The sequence below is a fragment of the Sphingomonas sp. Leaf25 genome (genome assembly GCF_001421635.1).
In the GTDB taxonomy this organism is placed as follows: domain Bacteria; phylum Pseudomonadota; class Alphaproteobacteria; order Sphingomonadales; family Sphingomonadaceae; genus Sphingomonas.
Genome location: NZ_LMKU01000030.1, coordinates 27,991 through 43,106 on the forward strand (window position 1 = coordinate 27,991; position 15,116 = coordinate 43,106).

Consider the following 15,116-nt stretch of genomic DNA (forward strand, 5'->3'; position numbering starts at 1 on the left):
TACCGCTGATACGCCTTGGGCAGACCCTGTTCGGTCGGGACCAGATAGCGGTCGCGCAACCGCGTCTGGCGGTTGACCAATGGCTGTTCAACGCCGTCGATGAACACCTGCGTCGGCATCGAGCCGATCTCGAGCGGATCGCCGTCCCAGATCACCACGTCGCCGCGCCGGCCGGCCTCCAGCGAGCCGATCTCGCCGCCCATGCCGATCGCCTTGGCGGGCAGCGAGCTGATGGTAGCGAAGGCGGATGCCCAGTCGAGGCCCGACGCGCCAGGGATCTTCGACAGCGCCACCAGATTGCCGGCATATTGCTTGACCAGCCGCGCCTGTCGCGCCTCGTCGTCGCCGATCGTGCCGATCGCGACGGTGACGCCCGCTGCCTTCAACCGACCGATGTTGGACTGGGTCGCGGCCAGTTGCTCGAAGCTGGCGGGCAGATCGGCCAGCGGGCTGGCGATCACCGGCACCCCGGCGGCGGCGATGTCGCGGGCGACGGTCCACGCCTCGGTCGCGCCGACCAGCACCGGGCGCAGCGTGGCGAATTCGCGCTTGAGGGCAAGGACGCCGAGGATGTCGGAGGCGCGTTCGACATGGATCAGCAGCGGCACCTGCCCCGACAGCACGCCCTGCAACGCCTGCGCATCGGCGCGGGTGAGCAGCGCTTCCTTGCCGCGATCGGCGAAGCTGGCCGGGTTGCGGCCATAGGCCTGCGCCTCGAACAGCGCGTTGCGGAACATCGCCATCGCCGCCGGGCGGCTGCCGCCCGCCGCGCGTGCGCCGGCCTCGCCCCATTCCATGAACTGGAAGGCGCGCGGGCGGGTGATGGCGTCCATGTCGTTGCCGAGGTCGATGACCGCGCCCTGCCCCGCGAAGATCGACTGGCCGTTGTCGGGCGCGACGATCGCGCGGGTCAGCCCCTCGGCGCGGTTGATCGCGATCGGCGTGGCGCGCGGGTTGAGGCCGGCGGTGACGTCCAGCCCGGCGTTGAACACGCTGCCCGATGCCGAGGCGTCGTTGGTCGCCGACACGCCGTCGACCTCGATCAGCCCGAGACGGGTGAAGCCGGCGACGATGCCCGGGGTCACGAACCGCCCGCCGGCATCGATGATGCGCGCGCCGGCCGGAGGAACGATCCGCCCGGCGACGACGACGCGGCCGCCGCGCACGACGACGGTGCCATTCTCGATCGTCGGCGAGCCGTCGCCGATCACCAGCTTCGCGTTGGTGACGACCACGTCCTGTGCGAGCGCCGGGGCGGCGGTGGAGCCGAGGAGTGCTGCGGCGGCGAGGATCAGGCGCTTCACTTGACGTCCCCTTCGCCGGGCTGGCCAAGTTCGAAATCGGATACCGGGCGCAGCCGCGGATTGTTGGCGTCGTAGAGCAGCGCGCCGTCGACCCAGACCTTTTCGGGGCGGGTGTAGACGCTGAACGGATCGCCGTTCCACAGCACGACATCGGCCATCTTGCCGGCCTTGAGCGAGCCAGTGACGCGATCGATGCCGAGCGCGCGTGCCGGATTGATGCCGAGCCACGTCCACGCATGTTCGGGCGTCACGGCGATGCCGGCGCGACGGGCCGAGGCGATGACCTTGGCCACTTCCTGATTGAGCCGCTGGATGCCGTTGGCATCGTCGGAATGGATCATCGCGCAGGCACCCTGCCGGTCGAGGATCGCAAGGTTCTCGCCGACCGCGTCGTAGCTTTCCATCTTGAAGCCGTACCAGTCGGCCCACACCGCCGAACAGACGCCGCGCGCCTTCAGCAGATCGGCGATCTTGTAGCTTTCGACGGCGTGGTGGAAGGCGGTGACCTTGTAGCCCATCTCCTGCGCCATATCCATGACGATGGCCATTTCATCGGCGCGGTAGCAATGGTTGTGGACGAGGATCTCACCGTCGAGCACGCCGCGCAGCGTGTCCATCGCGATGTCGCGGGTCGGGGCTTCGTCGCCGCCGTCCTTCTCGTACTTGTCCCATTTACGGTCGTAATCCTTCGCGCGCAGCCATGTCGCGCGGTCGACCGCGATATTGCCCATCCGGGTCGAGGGCATCCGCCCCTTCGATCCATAGACGCGCTTGGGGTTCTCGCCGCAGGCCATTTTCAGGCCGTAGGGCGCGCCCGGAAACTTCATCGCCTGCATCGTGCGGCCATAGACGTTCTTGAGCGTGACCGAGCGGCCGCCCATCAGGTTCGCCGAGCCGGGGAGGATCTGAAGCGTCGTCACGCCGCCGTTGGTCAGCGCGCGGGCGAAGCCGGGGTCCTGCGGCCAGACGCTGTGTTCGGCCCAGACCTCGGCGGTGACGGGGCCGGTCATCTCGTTGCCGTCGCTGTGCGCGTCGACGCCGGGGCTGGGATAGTCGCCCAGATGGCTGTGGACGTCGATGATGCCGGGCGTCACCCATTTGCCCTGCCCATCGATCACGGTCACGCCGGCCGCCGGGGTTATCGTCTGACCGACCTCGACGATCTTGCCGTCACGGAACAGCACCGATCCGCCGTTGATCCGCCCGCCCTCGCCATCGAGGATGGTGACGTTGGTGACGAGCGTCGGCTGGCCGCTATAGGGGCGATAGGTCGAGGGATATGGATCATGGTCATAGCCCTTGCCCGCGCCCGGACCTTTCCGCGGCGCATCGGCCCCGGCCGAGCGGGTGTCGCAGCCGCCCGCATCGGCGCAGGCGGCAAGCCCCGCCGCCAGCGCAAGCATCGTCAATGTTCGGATCACGCGGATACCCCTTGTTCTTATTTCTCATGCGAAGACGTCGGCGAGCGCCTCGCCCGCCGAGCCTTCCTTGGCGACGCGCGCCTCGTGATAGACCGCCGCGATGCCGGCGGGGAGGATCATGCCCCATAGCGTGTTGCCGACGATGCCAGCGGCGATCACCAGCCACGGGTTCGTTCCCGCGACCACGCCCTGCAACACCCCGCCGACCATCGTCGCGACGAGCCACAGCACCAGTACCAGCAGCAACAGCGCCGCCAGCCGCCAGCGCATGCCGCGCAGCAGATCGGTCGATCTCCCGAAGCTGGCAAGGATGCCGCGGCGTTCGGCGGCGAGGACGGGCAGCGTGACGAACCAGTTGAGGAACAGCACGACGCCGGGCACGACCAGCAGCATAAAGCCGAGGAAGATGCCGATCCAGGTGAGGATCACCAGCGCGATGGCGAACGGCCACAGCCGCAGCGCGCGGCCGGCGGCGGCGCGGACATCGGGGCTGCGGCCGGCCAGCGTGTCGAGCGCGAGCAGCGTCAGCAGCGCCTGCCCCAGCGGCCAGAGCAACAGCCGGACCAGAAATATGCCGCCATAGGTGGTCGTCCATTGCCCGGCCATCGCCTCGATCGCCTGCGGCGACTGGTCGGTCATGGTCGTCATCGTCGTGAGTTGCGAGATAACGAACGCGCCGGGAATGGCGCTGAGCAGCACCGCGACCGCGAGGAAGGCGAGCGGCGCGCCGCCGATCGCGGTGAAGCTGTTCGACAGCACACGACCGATGCCGAAGGCAAAGGGCGAGTGCCGCCCCTCGCGCCATGCCGCGAACAGGATCACCGCACCTGCCAGCAACGGCATCAGCAGGACGAGGAAGCCGAATGCGATCATTGCCGTCGAAAACCCCCTAAACATCCGCCAGCCCCCCGGCGTTTCGTAAAGGGTGAAACGAAAAGCGTTGCATGTAAATCGCCGATTTGCTCCAACCGGTGCGACGCCACGACGGGCGTGCCGGGGGACGGGCGTGACGCGGGGTCGGGTGGTGGAGCAGACGGCGCAGGCGAGCGCGGCACCACCGCCGATCGACGGCGAGCGCGTGGCCGCCGCGTGGAAATCGATCCGCGCCGATCGCTCGATCCAGTTCGACCTGCCCGAGAAAGTCGTGCCGCCGCGCGAGCCGGCGCCCGCCTGGCTGGAGGCGGTGCTGCGCGGCATCGGGCGGTTCGTCGAATGGGTCGGCGGCGGGTGGCGCGTGTTGCTGTACGGCGTGCTGGCGCTGATCGCGATCGCGCTGGTCGTGGCGTTGGTGCCGGGGGTGCGCGACTGGTTCGCCGCATGGTTCGGGCGCAAGGAGACGGTCGAGGAACCGGGCTGGACCCCGGACGAGGGCAGCGCGCGCGCGTTGCTGGAGGACGCCGACGCGCTGGCGGCGGCGGGACGCTATGGCGAGGCGGTCCACCTGCTGCTGTTCCGCAGCATCGACGACATCGTCGCGTGGCGCGGCGACGTGGTGCGCGTGGCCGATACCAGCCGCGACATCGCCCGCGCCGACGCGCTGCCGGCCCATGCGCGCGGGGTGTTCGCCGGGATCGTCGCGGCGGTCGAGCGCAGCCTGTTCGGCGGGGCCGAACTGGGCGAGGCCGACTGGCGGCGGGCGCGCGACGACTATGCCGGCTTTGCGCTGGGGCGGCGGGCATGAGCCAGCCGTCGCCCTTCTCGACGCGGACGGTGCTGATCCTCGTGATCGGCGGCGCGTTGCTGATGCTGTCGGCGATCCTGTTGTCGGGGTTCGGCGACGAGGTATCACGGGTGGTGGGCGACGCGCCCGCCGCCGATCGCCGCGATGGCGCGGGCTATCATGCGTTTCAGCGGCTGGTCGACGCAGTGCAGCCGGCGGCGGCCGACGACGGCGATCCGATCGGCACGCCCGGCATCCTGATCCTGACGCCGACCGGGACGACCGGTCCGCAGGCGGTCAAGGCGATCATCGACCACCGCATCGAATTGGCCGACATGGCCAACGAGGAAACAGAGGGCACGCCCGATCGCTATCCGACCTTGCTGATCCTGCCCAAATGGGAGGTCGCGAAGATCCCGCTGGGCGGCGGGCGGGTCGAGCGGACCGGGCCAGTCGGCAGTTTCCGCACGCTCCCGCTCATCCCGGCCAGCGTCGAGGGGCATGGCGAGGAAGTGGGCGACACCGGGCCGATGGCCGATACGGCCTATGCCGGACTGCGCCCGTTCGCGATGCCCGACCGGCTGGTCGACGCGGTGAAGGGCGAGACCATCACGCCGCTGATCGGCGCGCGCGATGGCGCGGCGGTGCTGGGGCAAATCGGCAGCAGCGACACCTTCGTGCTGGCCGATGCCGATACCGTCAACAACCGCGCGCTGGCCGACGTGCGCAACGCGCGCGCCGCGCTGGCGATGCTGCGCGCGATCGATCCCGAACATGGCGGGCGGGCGCGGTTCGACCGGACGCTGCATTATGCGGCGGGCAATCGCAATCTGGTGAAACTGCTGTTCCTGCCGCCGTTCCTGGGCGTGACGCTGGCGTTGATCGTCGCGGCGATCCTTGCCGGCATCGCGACCGCGCGGCGTTTCGGCCCGCCCGCGCGCGAGCGCCGGGCGGTGCCGCCGGGCAAGCGCGCGCTGGTTGACAATATCGTGTCGCTGACGCGATTGGCGGGGCGCACCCGCCACGCCGGGCCGCGCTATGCCGACCTGATGATCGAGACGATCGCGCGTTCGCTGGCGCTGGGCGGTGCGGATGCCGCGACGCTGGAGCGGGTGCATCCCGGCTATCGCGACATCGACCGGCGGCTGCGTGCCGCCCGAACCGAACCGGAAGCGCTGGCGGCGGCACGCGCGCTCCACGCATGGAAAAAGGAAGCAGGCGCATGACGCTGGACGACGTACGCGCGCTGGGGCGCGCGATCGAGGAACAGATCGCCCGGGCGGTGGTGGGCCAGGCAGCGGCGGTGCGGCTGTTGACCATCGCGCTGTTTTCCGCCGGACATGTATTGCTGGAGGGGCCGCCGGGCACCGCCAAGACGCTGCTGGCGCAGAGTTTCGCGCGGACGCTGGGGCTCGATTTCGGGCGTATCCAGTTCACGCCCGACCTGATGCCGGGCGACATCATCGGATCGAACCTGTTCAATTTCCAAACGTCGCAATTCGCGCTGACGCGCGGGCCGGTGTTCTGCGAACTGCTGCTCGCCGACGAGATCAACCGCACCCCGCCCAAGACGCAGGCGGCGCTGCTGGAGGCGATGCAGGAGCGGCGGATCACGATCGACGGGCGGACCGAGCATCTGTCCGACCGCTTCACCGTCGTCGCGACGCAGAACCCGATCGAGCAGCAGGGCGTCTATCCGCTGCCCGAGGCACAACTCGACCGGTTCCTGTTCAAGATCACGATCGGCTGGCCGACCGCCGAGGCCGAACGCGCGATCGTGGCGCAGTACGGCACGCGCACCGGCACCCCCGCCCCGCAGGATTCGGGCGTCGAGCAGGTCGCCGACGCCCACGCCATCGCCGCCACGATCGACACGGTGGGCCGGGTCCGGCTGGTGGACGACGTGATCGACTATATCGTCCGGCTGGTGCGGGCGACGCGCGATCATGGCGACCTGTCGTCGGGCGCGTCGCCGCGCGCGGCGGCGGCGCTGGCGGCGGCATCGCGCGCGGCGGCGGCGCTCGACGGGCGCGACTATGTGCTGCCCGACGACGTGAAGGCGCTGGCGCCGGCGCTGCTGCGCCACCGGCTGATCCTGTCGCCCAGCGCCGAGATCGACGGACGGCTGGTCGACGATGTCGTCGCCAGCCTGATCGCGTCGGTGGACGCGCCGCGGTGATCCTGCCGACGCCCCGCGCCATCCAGTTGACCGCGCTCGCTGCGCCGGTCGGGCTGGCGCTGGGCGTCCTGAAACCGGCGGCGTGGATCGTCGCGCCGGTGTGGATCGGCGCGCTGCTGCTGCTGATCGTCGCCGATGCGCTGCTGGCGCGCTCCCCCGACAAGGGCGGCGTGGCGATGCCCGCGACGCTGAACGTCGGTGAGGAGGTGCGGCTGCACGACGACGGTCATGCCGCCGCTATCGACGGGCCGCTGGAGCGGATCGCGCCCGGCACGTACCGCGCGGTGCGGCGCGGGCGGGCGACGCTGACGCGGGTGTGGCGCAGGCGGGCCGGGCCGATGGGGCTTGCATGGCGGCAGACGAGCGCGAAGGCGGAAGCGTCGAGCGTGATCCTGCCCGACATCCGCCCGGTGCGCGATCAGGGGATGCGTCAGTTCCTCAACAGCGTGACCAGTGGCCAACGCATCCGCCGCGACCATGGCGACGGGCAGGATTTCCAGGTGCTGACCGAGTTTCAGCCCGGCATGGAGCGCCGCGCGATCGACTGGAAGGCGTCGGCGCGCCATGCGGCGCTGCTGGCGCGCGAATTCCATACCGAGCGCGACAATATGATCGTGTTCGCGATCGATGCCGGACGGTCGATGAGCGATCCGGTGGGCGACCTGCCCCGCGTCGACCGGGCGGTGTCGGCGGCGTTGCTCGCCGCGTTCGTGGCGCTCAAATCGGGCGACCGGGTGCGGCTGTTCTCGTTCGGCGCGCGACCGCAGGTCGATAGCGGCAGCGTGACCGGCGCGCGCGGCTTCGCAGCACTCCACCGCGCGGCGGCGGACATCGAGTATGGCACCGAAGAGAGCAATTACACGCTCGGCCTCGTCACGCTTGACACCAAGCTCGACCGGCGCGCGCTGATCGTGTTGTTCACCGAATTCACCGATCCGACCAGCGCCGAACTGATGCTGGCCGCCGCCGCGCGAATGCTCAAGCGCCACCGGCTGTTGTTCGTGCTGTTGCGCGATACCGAGCTGGAGGCGATGCGCGATGCGGTGCCGGACAAGGCCGACGATCTGGTGCGCGCGAACGTCGCGCACATGCTGTTGCGTGACCGCGCGATCGTGATCGAGCGCCTCAGGCGGATGGGGGTCGAGGTAATCGAGACGGTGGCGGACGCGATGGCGCTGTCGCTGGTCGAACGATACGTATCGCACCGGGAGCGCGGCAAATGAGCGTGATGTTCGCCGCGCGCCATTTCCGCGCCGAGCGCGAGGGCGACTGGGCCCGGCTGGAGGAACTGCTCGACCGGGTCGAGAAACAGTCGCCGCGCCGATTGTCCGACGCCGACCTGATCGACTTGCCGCGATTGTACCGCGCCACGCTGTCGGCGCTGTCTGTGGCGCGGGCGACCTCGCTCGACGCATCGCTGGTCGCGTATCTGGAGGCATTGTCGACGCGGGCCTATTTCATCCTCTACGGCGCGCGCGAGCCGTGGGGGCGGCAGGTCGTCGACTTCTTCGCGCGCGACTGGCCGCGCTCGGTGCGGGCGATCCGGTGGGAAGTGCTGCTGGCCACCGCGTTGCTGTTGCTCAGCGCCGTTGCCGGCTATCATCTGGTGCGCGGCGACCCGGCGTGGTTCGGCGCGATGATCCCGGGTGAGCTGGCGCAGGGCCGCGACATGGGCGCGAGCGCGGCGAGCCTGCGCGAATCGCTGTATGGCGAGCCGAAGGGCGGCGGGCTGGAGGTGTTCGCCACCACCTTGTTCACCCATAATTCGCAGGTCGCGATCCTCGGCTTCGCGCTCGGCTTCGCGTTCGGCATCCCGACGATGATCCTGCTGGTGCAGAATGGCGCGACCGGCGGCGCGCTGTTCGCCGCGTTCGTGCCGCATGGATTGGGCTGGGGCCTGTTCGCGTGGCTGATGATCCACGGCACGACCGAGCTGGCCGCGATCGCGCTGGCGAGTGCGGCGGGCATCCATATCGGGCGCGCGGTGGCGTTTCCGGGCGAGGCGTCGCGGATGGCGGCGGCGGCACAGGCCGGGCGGCGCGCGGCGATCGTGATGATCGGCGTCATCCTGATGCTGCTGATCGCCGGGTTGCTCGAAGGATTCGCCCGGCAACTGGTGCGCGACGATACCGCGCGCCTGGCGATCGGGGCGGCGATGCTGATGCTGTGGACGCTGTATTTCACCTTCGGCGGCCGGCGTGGCCAGGCGTAAGCGCCCGCCCCGTCCGCCGCGCACGCTGGTGCGGCAACTGGTGACGCCCGAGGGGGTGCCGCTGACCATTCGGCTGGGATCGGGCGGCGCGCGCGCGGGGGCGTTCGTTATCGACACGCTCATCATGCTGGTGCTGCTGATCGGGGTGTCGCTGCTGATCTTCTGGGCGGCGATCGGCGGCGGGGCACATGGGGCGACCTCGGCGTATCAGATCATCTGGCTGCTCGGCTATTTCTGCCTGCGCAACTTCTATTTCGTGGGCTTCGAGGCGGGACGGCGCGCGGCGACGCCGGGCAAGCGGATGATGAAGCTGCGCGTGGTGTCGCGCGACGGGGCGCGGCTGACCGGGGCGGCGGTGCTGGCGCGCAACCTGCTGCGCGAGATCGAGGTGTTCCTGCCGCTGACCTTCCTCGCCTTTGCCAATGCCGAGGGAATGGCCGACAAATGGACCGCCGTGCTGGGGTTCGGCTGGGCGGCGATCTTCCTGTTGTTCCCGCTGTTCAACCGCGACCGGATGCGCGCCGGCGACCTGATCGCGGGCACATGGGTGGTCGAGCGCGAGGTGCGCAAACTGGGCGAGGACCTGTTGATCGAGACGGCGCACGCCAGCGAGCGCGCGCGGATCGCGCCGTTCAGCGCGGCCGATCTCGACGCATACGGTGCGTTCGAGTTGCAACGGCTGGAGGAAGTGTTGCGGCGCGGCGACCGCGACGATCTGTATCAGGTGGCGAGCGCGATCCGGCGGAAACTGGGGCGGGCGGACGACCGGGCCGATCTGGCGTTTCTGGAGGCCTATTACGGGGCGCTGCGCGGGCATCTGGAACGCAAGCTGCTGTTGGGCAAGCGGAAGGTCGACAAGTTCGATCGTTGAGGTTGGCGGCTTGCGGGCCGGGTGGTCGGGGTCAGGTCGATGGGTTCGCGCGGAGGCGCGGAGGGGGTTGCGTTCGGGGGGTTGGTTCCGCCGTCGACTATGGGCGTCACCCCCGCGCAGGCTGGGGTCTTGGCAGGTCGGGCGCGACGGGAGCCGGTTGAGGCCCCAGCCTTCGCTGGGGCGACGTTGCCGGGCAGGAAATGCGCGATTATTCGTTCTTCAGGCGACGGCGTAGCCGGCCACCCGCCAGCGGGCGGTGCGATGGCCTGTAGCGATCCGCACCGTGCGACCGAGCGCGGCGAGGAGGCGGGCGTGGACCTTCGCCGGGTGCTGCGCCACGTCGCGAAAGGCGATGCGGTGGTGGGCGAGGACCAGCCGGCCACCGGGGCGGAGCGTCGCGGCGATCTCGCGGGCGAGCGCGGTCAAGTCGCAGGGGGTGAGGTAGTAGAGGAGCTCCGCCACCACGATCGCGTCGTAGCGGCGGCGGGGCAGACGGCCGGGGAGGATCAGTCGCGTCGCGGTGGCGCGGGGGTTCGCTCCCAGCGCCCGTGCGGTCAGCGCGACGGCGGTCGGCGCGCCGTCGGTCGCGTCGAGACGGAGCGCGCGGGCGGCCAGCGCGACGCTGTTCGATCCGTTGCCGCTGGCGAGTTCGAGCAGGCGGCCGCGTGGCTCCGGCCCCAGCGCATGGAGGATCGCGCGGCGTTTCAGCGCCTCGTCGCGCGCGGTGAAGGTCGCCCATGGATCGGGGTTGCCGCGAAACGTCGCCTCGAACCCGACGAGGGTGATCGCGCGGGTCATGGCAGTACCCGGTAGGATTCGTGTGGCGACAGGAAACGGCGGCGGGTGGCGGCATCGATGACGAAGCCGGCGGGGTCGTCGGTGATCCGCCCGAGCTGCGTCGCGTGCGCGGCGAGTGCGGTGGCCTTGCGCTGGCGATCCTCGCCCAGCGGCAGGCGGTGGGTCGCGCGGCCCCCGCCCCGCCCCGGCCAGACGCCATAGCCGATCCGCCGCGTCCAGCCGTGGCGGCGGTGGCAGGCGGCGGCGGTGTCGCGGTGGTCGGGATGGGCATCGTCGGGCAGCGGCATCGCCACCAGATCGGCACGAAACTGCGCGAGCCGCCGGACGAGGCGGAAGCGGGCGGCGCGGGCCAGCGTGTCGAGGCCGCCATCGGGCAGCGCCAGCAGGTGAAGGCGCGCGGCGGACACACCCAGCAGCATCGCGGCGCGGCGCGCTTCGGCGGCGCGGGTGGCGACCAGCCGGGCGCGCGGGAAGGTGGCGCTGTTCCGATGCGACGCGCCGCCGTCGGTGACGATGACGATGTCGACCCGCGCGCCCCGCCGCCGCAACCGCAGGATCAGCGCGGCGCAACCGATCGTCTCGTCATCGGGATGCGGCGCGACGATCAGCGCGCGGCGGACACGGCCGAGAGGCAGGATCATGCGCCCGGCTCGATCCGGCCCGCCGCCGCCGCCGCGCCCGCGTGGCTCCGCGCGCCGTCGGGATTGGGCTGGCGCAGATAGACGGTGAGGTCGGTGAGCGTGCGGGCGAGCGGATGGGTGCGCAGCATGCCCTGCACCCCGACCGCGCTCTGGGCGAGCGCCATCGCCTCGGTCGCAATATCCTCGAGCGCGCCGCGTGCCGCCGCGACGCGGGGAAGCAGGACATCGTCGTCGGCATTCCAGTGCGCGGCGACGCCGTCGATCAGTGCATAGCCGGCGTCCGCCAGCACAAACAGCCGGGCGAGGCGGTGCGCCTGCTGCGGATGCGCGGCGCGGTTGCCGGCGTTCAGGTGATCGCGGACGTGATCGAACAGCGCATGGACCGCGCCCGCCTGCACCGCGACGAAGCGCAATGCGCCGGCGCTGAAATCGGGCTGGCGCTGATAGTCGCCTGGGCCCCCGATGGCGTGTGCGGTGGCAAGCGGCACGCCGCCCAGATGGACGATATGCGTTTCGGAGCGGACCATGCCGATCGGGTGCCACCAGTCGCGGTCGATCTCCGGGTCGGCTGCGGCCATGTCGAGCAGCCACATCCGCGTACCGGCGGGATCGTTGGCGTCGGTGGTGACGATCGGATGGGTGACGAACCCCGCGCCCGAGGCGAAATTCTTGGCCCCGGCGAAGGCCCCACCCTCATGGCGCAGGCCGTCGCCGGGCAGGTCGGAGTTCCACACGCCGAGGATCGCGCCGTTCGCCAGCAGCGCGTCGATCGCGAAGGCCGGGGCGTAGCGGCGCACCAGTTGCACCGCGTTGACATGGCCGTCGAGGATGCGGCCGAAGGCGACATCGGCGCGGCCCGCCGCCGCCATCCGCCGCATCAGTGCGCGGGCCTCGCCCGGGCTGGCGCAGGTCGCGTCGTCGAGGCCGACGCTGCGCGCGATGGCGAAGGCGGCGGCCATCCACTCGCGCGGCGGCAGCGCGGGGTCGATCGCGCGGATCGCGGCAAGCGGGGTCATGCCGCCACCGCCGGGCGCGGGGCCTGCAACCAGTCGAGCGCGAGCGCGATCGGCGTGGGGCCGCCGCGCTCGCCGCCGGCATGATGGAACAGCGCTTCGGCACAGGCGGCGGAGGCCAGCGCCGCCTCGTCGATCCCGTACGCGGGGAGCGGCCGGCGCGCGGTCCAGGCGCGACGGATCGCGCCTTCGCGGGCGAAGCGGGCGAGGACGGCGGCGGGGTGTTCGACGAGGCCGGCGTCGGCCCCGGCCCGCCCGGCGCGGATCGCATCGGCAAGGCCACCGGTCGCGCGGCCGGTCGCCCGGCTGGAGGTGGCGACGCGGACGGCGGGGTCATGGCGGACCCGCAAGCCCCTGCGGCGAACGGCATCGACCAGCGCGCGATCCTCGCCGCTGGCCAGCATCGGCATGCCGCCGACGGCGCGATAGGCGGCGGTGGTCAACGCGATGCTGGCACCGCCTTCGTTCCAGTGCGGGTCGGGATCGTGCGCGATCGGATCGATCCGGGCGCGTGCCGCCGTCAGTTGGTCGAGATAGGTTTCGATCGGCCGCCGCCATGCGTCGCGCGCGGCGTCGCGGCGGCGGATGCGCCCGCATACCAGATCGGAGGAGCGTAGCGCGGCCAGCGACGTGGCGAGCCAGTCGGCGTCGGGCCGCGTATCGGCATCGGTGGTCAGCAATACGCCGTCCGGGGTGAGCAACGGCAGCGCGGCGTCCATCGCCGCGCCGCGCGCGCGGCCGGCGTCGGGCGACGACAGGCGGGAAATGGCGACGATCCGCGCGGCGAGCCACGGCACGTCGGCGAGCGCGGTCGCGGCGGCGGCGCGGGTCGCGGGACAATCGCCGTCGAGGCAGAGCAACAGCATCGTCCGCGCCAGCATCGCCCGGTCCTGCCGGGCGATCGCGCGGATCAGCCCGGCGATGTTGCGCCGTTCATCGCGCAGCGGAACGCAGATGGCGCTATCACAGGTTATTGATATTTGAGCGCTATCGTCCATCCGCCCCGCTATGCCAGCACCCTTCATGCTTGGCGACGTTAAAAGCGGGTGGGTACGGCTATGCTACCGGAATCAGGCAGGATAACCGGGGCGGTTCAACGACGGGCAGGAGCAGGCGGTTTGCGCGATGGATGGTATCGGGACCCACGGGTCGGGTTGATCCCGGCGTTGCTGACCGCACTGGTCGAGGGATGGGCGGCGGCGGCGGCCGGGTTGCCGGGCTGGCGCATCCTGCTGCTCGCGCTCGCCGCCTTCGCGCTGGTGGCGTGGGGGTGGTTCGCGATCCAGGGACTGGGGTATCTGTGGCAGCGGCCCGACCGGCGCGAGGTGCTGCGCGCGCTCCGGCTTCAGCGCAGCCAGCACGGGTTCAATCATGCCGCGTGGAACCGGTTCGATCGCGATGCCGGACTGCTGCGGCAGGTGATGGCCGAACGCGCGCTGCTGCCGGTCGAGGCGGAACTGCTGCGGCAGGCGGCCGAGGTCGAGCGGTTCGAGCGGGTGGCCGAGGTGCTGCCCGGCTTCTCGCGCGCGGCGGCGCATTGGTACGACATCGCCTCGCAGGGCCATTCCGGGCTGCCGAACGCGACCCCGGTGCCGAGTGCCGCCGCGCTGGAGGAGGCGCGCCGCGAATTGCCGCAGCGCGAGTGGAGCGAGGCGGACGCACAGGCGGCGACGCATTATCTGGCGGTGCGCAAGCGGCTGCTGTCCGACCGGGCGGCGGTCGAGCGCGAGCGGACGGCGGCGTTGCGCAAATTGTCGGCCCCGCCGCCCTCGGGGCCGGCCGAGGATTAGGTACTTTTATCCATCTGACCAGAAGCGTCGCCCCAGCGAAGGCTGGGGCCTCAAGCGGCTCCTGCTGCGCGCTACCACGGGGAGATCCCAGCCTTCGCTGGGATGACGCTTGGCTCAAACGGGATGGATCAACCGCCAGAGGCCGATCGCGCGCGATCGAAGCGGGCGCTATCCCGGCGCCGGGTCAGGGATGCGCTTCGGGAAAGCCGTGGCGGCGGTGGAGTGCGCGCAGGATCGTCTTGAGATCAGCGGCGAACCAGCTTTCGCCGTGGCGGCCATCGGCAAGCGTCGGGTCGGCGCCTTGCGCAAACACCAGCAGCGGCAAATTCTGGTTGGCGATGCCCGCCGCCTGCACCACGGCGGCGCGCGGGCGAGGATATGGCACGCGGATCACGTCCAGCCCGGCGGCGGCCTGTGGAAACAGCGCGAGCAGGCCGTCGATCGTTACGCAGTCGCGGCAATAGAAGCTGCGGCCGGGCAGCGCCGGATCGGCGAAAGTCGGGTCGAGCAGGAAAAGGCGATCGCGCATCATCGGTTCCGGTGGGAGGGCAAGGGTGTCGTCGGCGGTGACGGGGGCCGGCGGATCACGCGGGTCGGGCACCAGCCGCCCGGCGATCAGCGCGGCGGCGGCGGCGAGGTCGCGCTCGCTGACCTGCGCCATGCCGGTGGCGAGGCGAGCGGGATCGGGCGGCAGGTCGCCGCGCTTCGCGGCATTCTGGGCGACGCGCGCCTCGACCTCGGCCGTCACCCGTTCGACGGCGGCGAGGAATACGGCGAGCGCGGTGTCCGGCGGCAGGTCGGCGACCGCCTGGGCGATCGCGCCGAGCATGGTCTGCACCGCCGGGGAAGTGGTGGCGATGGGGGTCTGCGGCGTCGGCGACAGGGTGGGTGCGGTGTCCGCCGCGCGGGGCAGCGTGCCAGTGACGGGCGGCAGCGTCGGCCCGAGGCGCTGGATCGGCAGGTCGGCCATCACTCCTCCGCTCGTTGGTGCCCGTAGTGCGCATCGCTCTGCCGCGCTTTGCCGGGGCGCGCAACCGCCGTTGGGGGTTGCGACATATTCATGGTCCCGTCACCCCGGCGGAGGGCGTGGCACCTCCCCTCCCTGACAAGGGAGGGGCCGGGGGTGGGTCGGCCCGCGAGGAAACGGAAGCGCCCCACAACCAGCCAACCCACCCCCAACCCAGTTTCGGGTGAACAGTGCCCCGCACTGTTCAGGTCATGCCGGGG

Annotated in this window: 15 protein-coding genes; 7 read left to right on the forward strand and 8 right to left on the reverse strand. The window is 71.1% G+C overall.

Annotation, left to right across the window (positions count from 1 at the left end; translation table 11 throughout):
- The 3 genes from ASE78_RS14005 to ASE78_RS14015 form a co-directional block, all read right to left on the reverse strand.
- Positions 1-1,304 (reverse strand): amidohydrolase family protein (locus ASE78_RS14005; protein WP_056498151.1); only part of this gene is annotated, 1,304 nt, incomplete at its 3' end.
- Positions 1,301-2,707, reverse strand: coding sequence for an amidohydrolase (locus ASE78_RS14010; RefSeq protein ID WP_156351520.1), 1,407 nt, complete (start codon positions 2,705-2,707; stop codon positions 1,301-1,303). The genes ASE78_RS14010 and ASE78_RS14005, both read right to left, overlap by 4 nt.
- A gap of 42 nt (positions 2,708-2,749) precedes the next feature.
- Complete coding sequence (locus tag ASE78_RS14015; protein WP_056497981.1) at positions 2,750-3,598, reverse strand: hypothetical protein; 849 nt, start codon at positions 3,596-3,598, stop codon at positions 2,750-2,752.
- Between the two features lie 133 nt (positions 3,599-3,731).
- Between ASE78_RS14015 and ASE78_RS14020 the strand changes: the two genes are divergently transcribed.
- Genes ASE78_RS14020 through ASE78_RS14045 form a run of 6 tightly spaced genes read left to right on the forward strand, consistent with a single transcriptional unit; the run spans position 3,732 to position 9,647 of the window.
- Positions 3,732-4,406 (forward strand): hypothetical protein, encoded by a 675-nt coding sequence (locus ASE78_RS14020; RefSeq protein WP_235515077.1) that lies wholly within the window; start codon positions 3,732-3,734, stop codon positions 4,404-4,406.
- Positions 4,403-5,611 (forward strand): hypothetical protein, encoded by a 1,209-nt coding sequence (locus ASE78_RS14025; protein WP_056497983.1) that lies wholly within the window; start codon positions 4,403-4,405, stop codon positions 5,609-5,611. The genes ASE78_RS14020 and ASE78_RS14025 overlap by 4 nt, the downstream gene beginning before the upstream one ends.
- The gene (locus tag ASE78_RS14030; protein ID WP_056497984.1) at positions 5,608-6,564 is read left to right on the forward strand and encodes an AAA family ATPase; all 957 of its coding nucleotides are present in this window, start codon (positions 5,608-5,610) and stop codon (positions 6,562-6,564) included. Before ASE78_RS14025 ends, ASE78_RS14030 begins: the two co-directional genes overlap by 4 nt.
- Complete coding sequence (locus ASE78_RS14035; protein WP_056497985.1) at positions 6,561-7,787, forward strand: DUF58 domain-containing protein; 1,227 nt, start codon at positions 6,561-6,563, stop codon at positions 7,785-7,787. Before ASE78_RS14030 ends, ASE78_RS14035 begins: the two co-directional genes overlap by 4 nt.
- A complete protein-coding gene (locus ASE78_RS14040; RefSeq protein ID WP_056497986.1) occupies positions 7,784-8,776 on the forward strand; it encodes a stage II sporulation protein M in 993 nt (330 codons plus the stop codon). The genes ASE78_RS14035 and ASE78_RS14040 overlap by 4 nt, the downstream gene beginning before the upstream one ends.
- A complete protein-coding gene (locus tag ASE78_RS14045; RefSeq protein ID WP_056497987.1) occupies positions 8,763-9,647 on the forward strand; it encodes an RDD family protein in 885 nt (294 codons plus the stop codon). The genes ASE78_RS14040 and ASE78_RS14045 overlap by 14 nt, the downstream gene beginning before the upstream one ends.
- 219 nt (positions 9,648-9,866) lie before the next feature.
- Here ASE78_RS14045 and ASE78_RS14050 read toward each other — a convergent pair whose 3' ends face one another.
- From ASE78_RS14050 to ASE78_RS14065, 4 genes are read right to left on the reverse strand one after another with little or no spacing between them, the layout of a single operon-like run.
- Positions 9,867-10,445: a class I SAM-dependent methyltransferase gene (locus ASE78_RS14050; RefSeq protein ID WP_056497988.1), complete on the reverse strand. Its 579-nt coding sequence runs from the start codon at positions 10,443-10,445 to the stop codon at positions 9,867-9,869.
- Entirely contained in the window at positions 10,442-11,086 is a 645-nt protein-coding gene (locus tag ASE78_RS14055) for a PIG-L deacetylase family protein (protein ID WP_056497989.1), read from the reverse strand. Before ASE78_RS14055 ends, ASE78_RS14050 begins: the two co-directional genes overlap by 4 nt.
- Positions 11,083-12,102, reverse strand: coding sequence for a hypothetical protein (locus ASE78_RS14060; RefSeq protein ID WP_056497990.1), 1,020 nt, complete (start codon positions 12,100-12,102; stop codon positions 11,083-11,085). Before ASE78_RS14060 ends, ASE78_RS14055 begins: the two co-directional genes overlap by 4 nt.
- Positions 12,099-13,097, reverse strand: a complete 999-nt coding sequence (locus ASE78_RS14065; RefSeq protein ID WP_055759346.1) for a glycosyltransferase — start codon at positions 13,095-13,097, stop codon at positions 12,099-12,101. Before ASE78_RS14065 ends, ASE78_RS14060 begins: the two co-directional genes overlap by 4 nt.
- Positions 13,098-13,253: 156 nt before the next feature.
- Here ASE78_RS14065 and ASE78_RS14070 point away from each other — a divergent pair, with 156 nt between their 5' ends.
- The gene (locus ASE78_RS14070; protein ID WP_056497991.1) at positions 13,254-13,889 is read left to right on the forward strand and encodes a hypothetical protein; all 636 of its coding nucleotides are present in this window, start codon (positions 13,254-13,256) and stop codon (positions 13,887-13,889) included.
- A gap of 184 nt (positions 13,890-14,073) precedes the next feature.
- Here ASE78_RS14070 and ASE78_RS19610 read toward each other — a convergent pair whose 3' ends face one another.
- Positions 14,074-14,859 (reverse strand): DUF3088 domain-containing protein, encoded by a 786-nt coding sequence (locus tag ASE78_RS19610; protein WP_235515078.1) that lies wholly within the window; start codon positions 14,857-14,859, stop codon positions 14,074-14,076.
- Positions 14,860-15,116: the final 257 nt, after the last annotated feature.

Coding starts and splice junctions, on each gene's coding strand:
- ASE78_RS14060 (WP_056497990.1), bottom strand. CDS start 12,102: ATGACCCCGCTTGCCGCGATCCGCGCGATCGACCCCGCGCTGCCGCCG.
- ASE78_RS14065 (WP_055759346.1), bottom strand. CDS start 13,097: ATGGACGATAGCGCTCAAATATCAATAACCTGTGATAGCGCCATCTGC.
- ASE78_RS14015 (WP_056497981.1), bottom strand. CDS start 3,598: ATGATCGCATTCGGCTTCCTCGTCCTGCTGATGCCGTTGCTGGCAGGT.
- ASE78_RS14055 (WP_056497989.1), bottom strand. CDS start 11,086: ATGATCCTGCCTCTCGGCCGTGTCCGCCGCGCGCTGATCGTCGCGCCG.
- ASE78_RS14050 (WP_056497988.1), bottom strand. CDS start 10,445: ATGACCCGCGCGATCACCCTCGTCGGGTTCGAGGCGACGTTTCGCGGC.
- ASE78_RS14030 (WP_056497984.1), top strand. CDS start 5,608: ATGACGCTGGACGACGTACGCGCGCTGGGGCGCGCGATCGAGGAACAG.
- ASE78_RS14010 (WP_156351520.1), bottom strand. CDS start 2,707: ATGCTTGCGCTGGCGGCGGGGCTTGCCGCCTGCGCCGATGCGGGCGGC.
- ASE78_RS19610 (WP_235515078.1), bottom strand. CDS start 14,859: ATGGCCGACCTGCCGATCCAGCGCCTCGGGCCGACGCTGCCGCCCGTC.
- ASE78_RS14040 (WP_056497986.1), top strand. CDS start 7,784: ATGAGCGTGATGTTCGCCGCGCGCCATTTCCGCGCCGAGCGCGAGGGC.
- ASE78_RS14025 (WP_056497983.1), top strand. CDS start 4,403: ATGAGCCAGCCGTCGCCCTTCTCGACGCGGACGGTGCTGATCCTCGTG.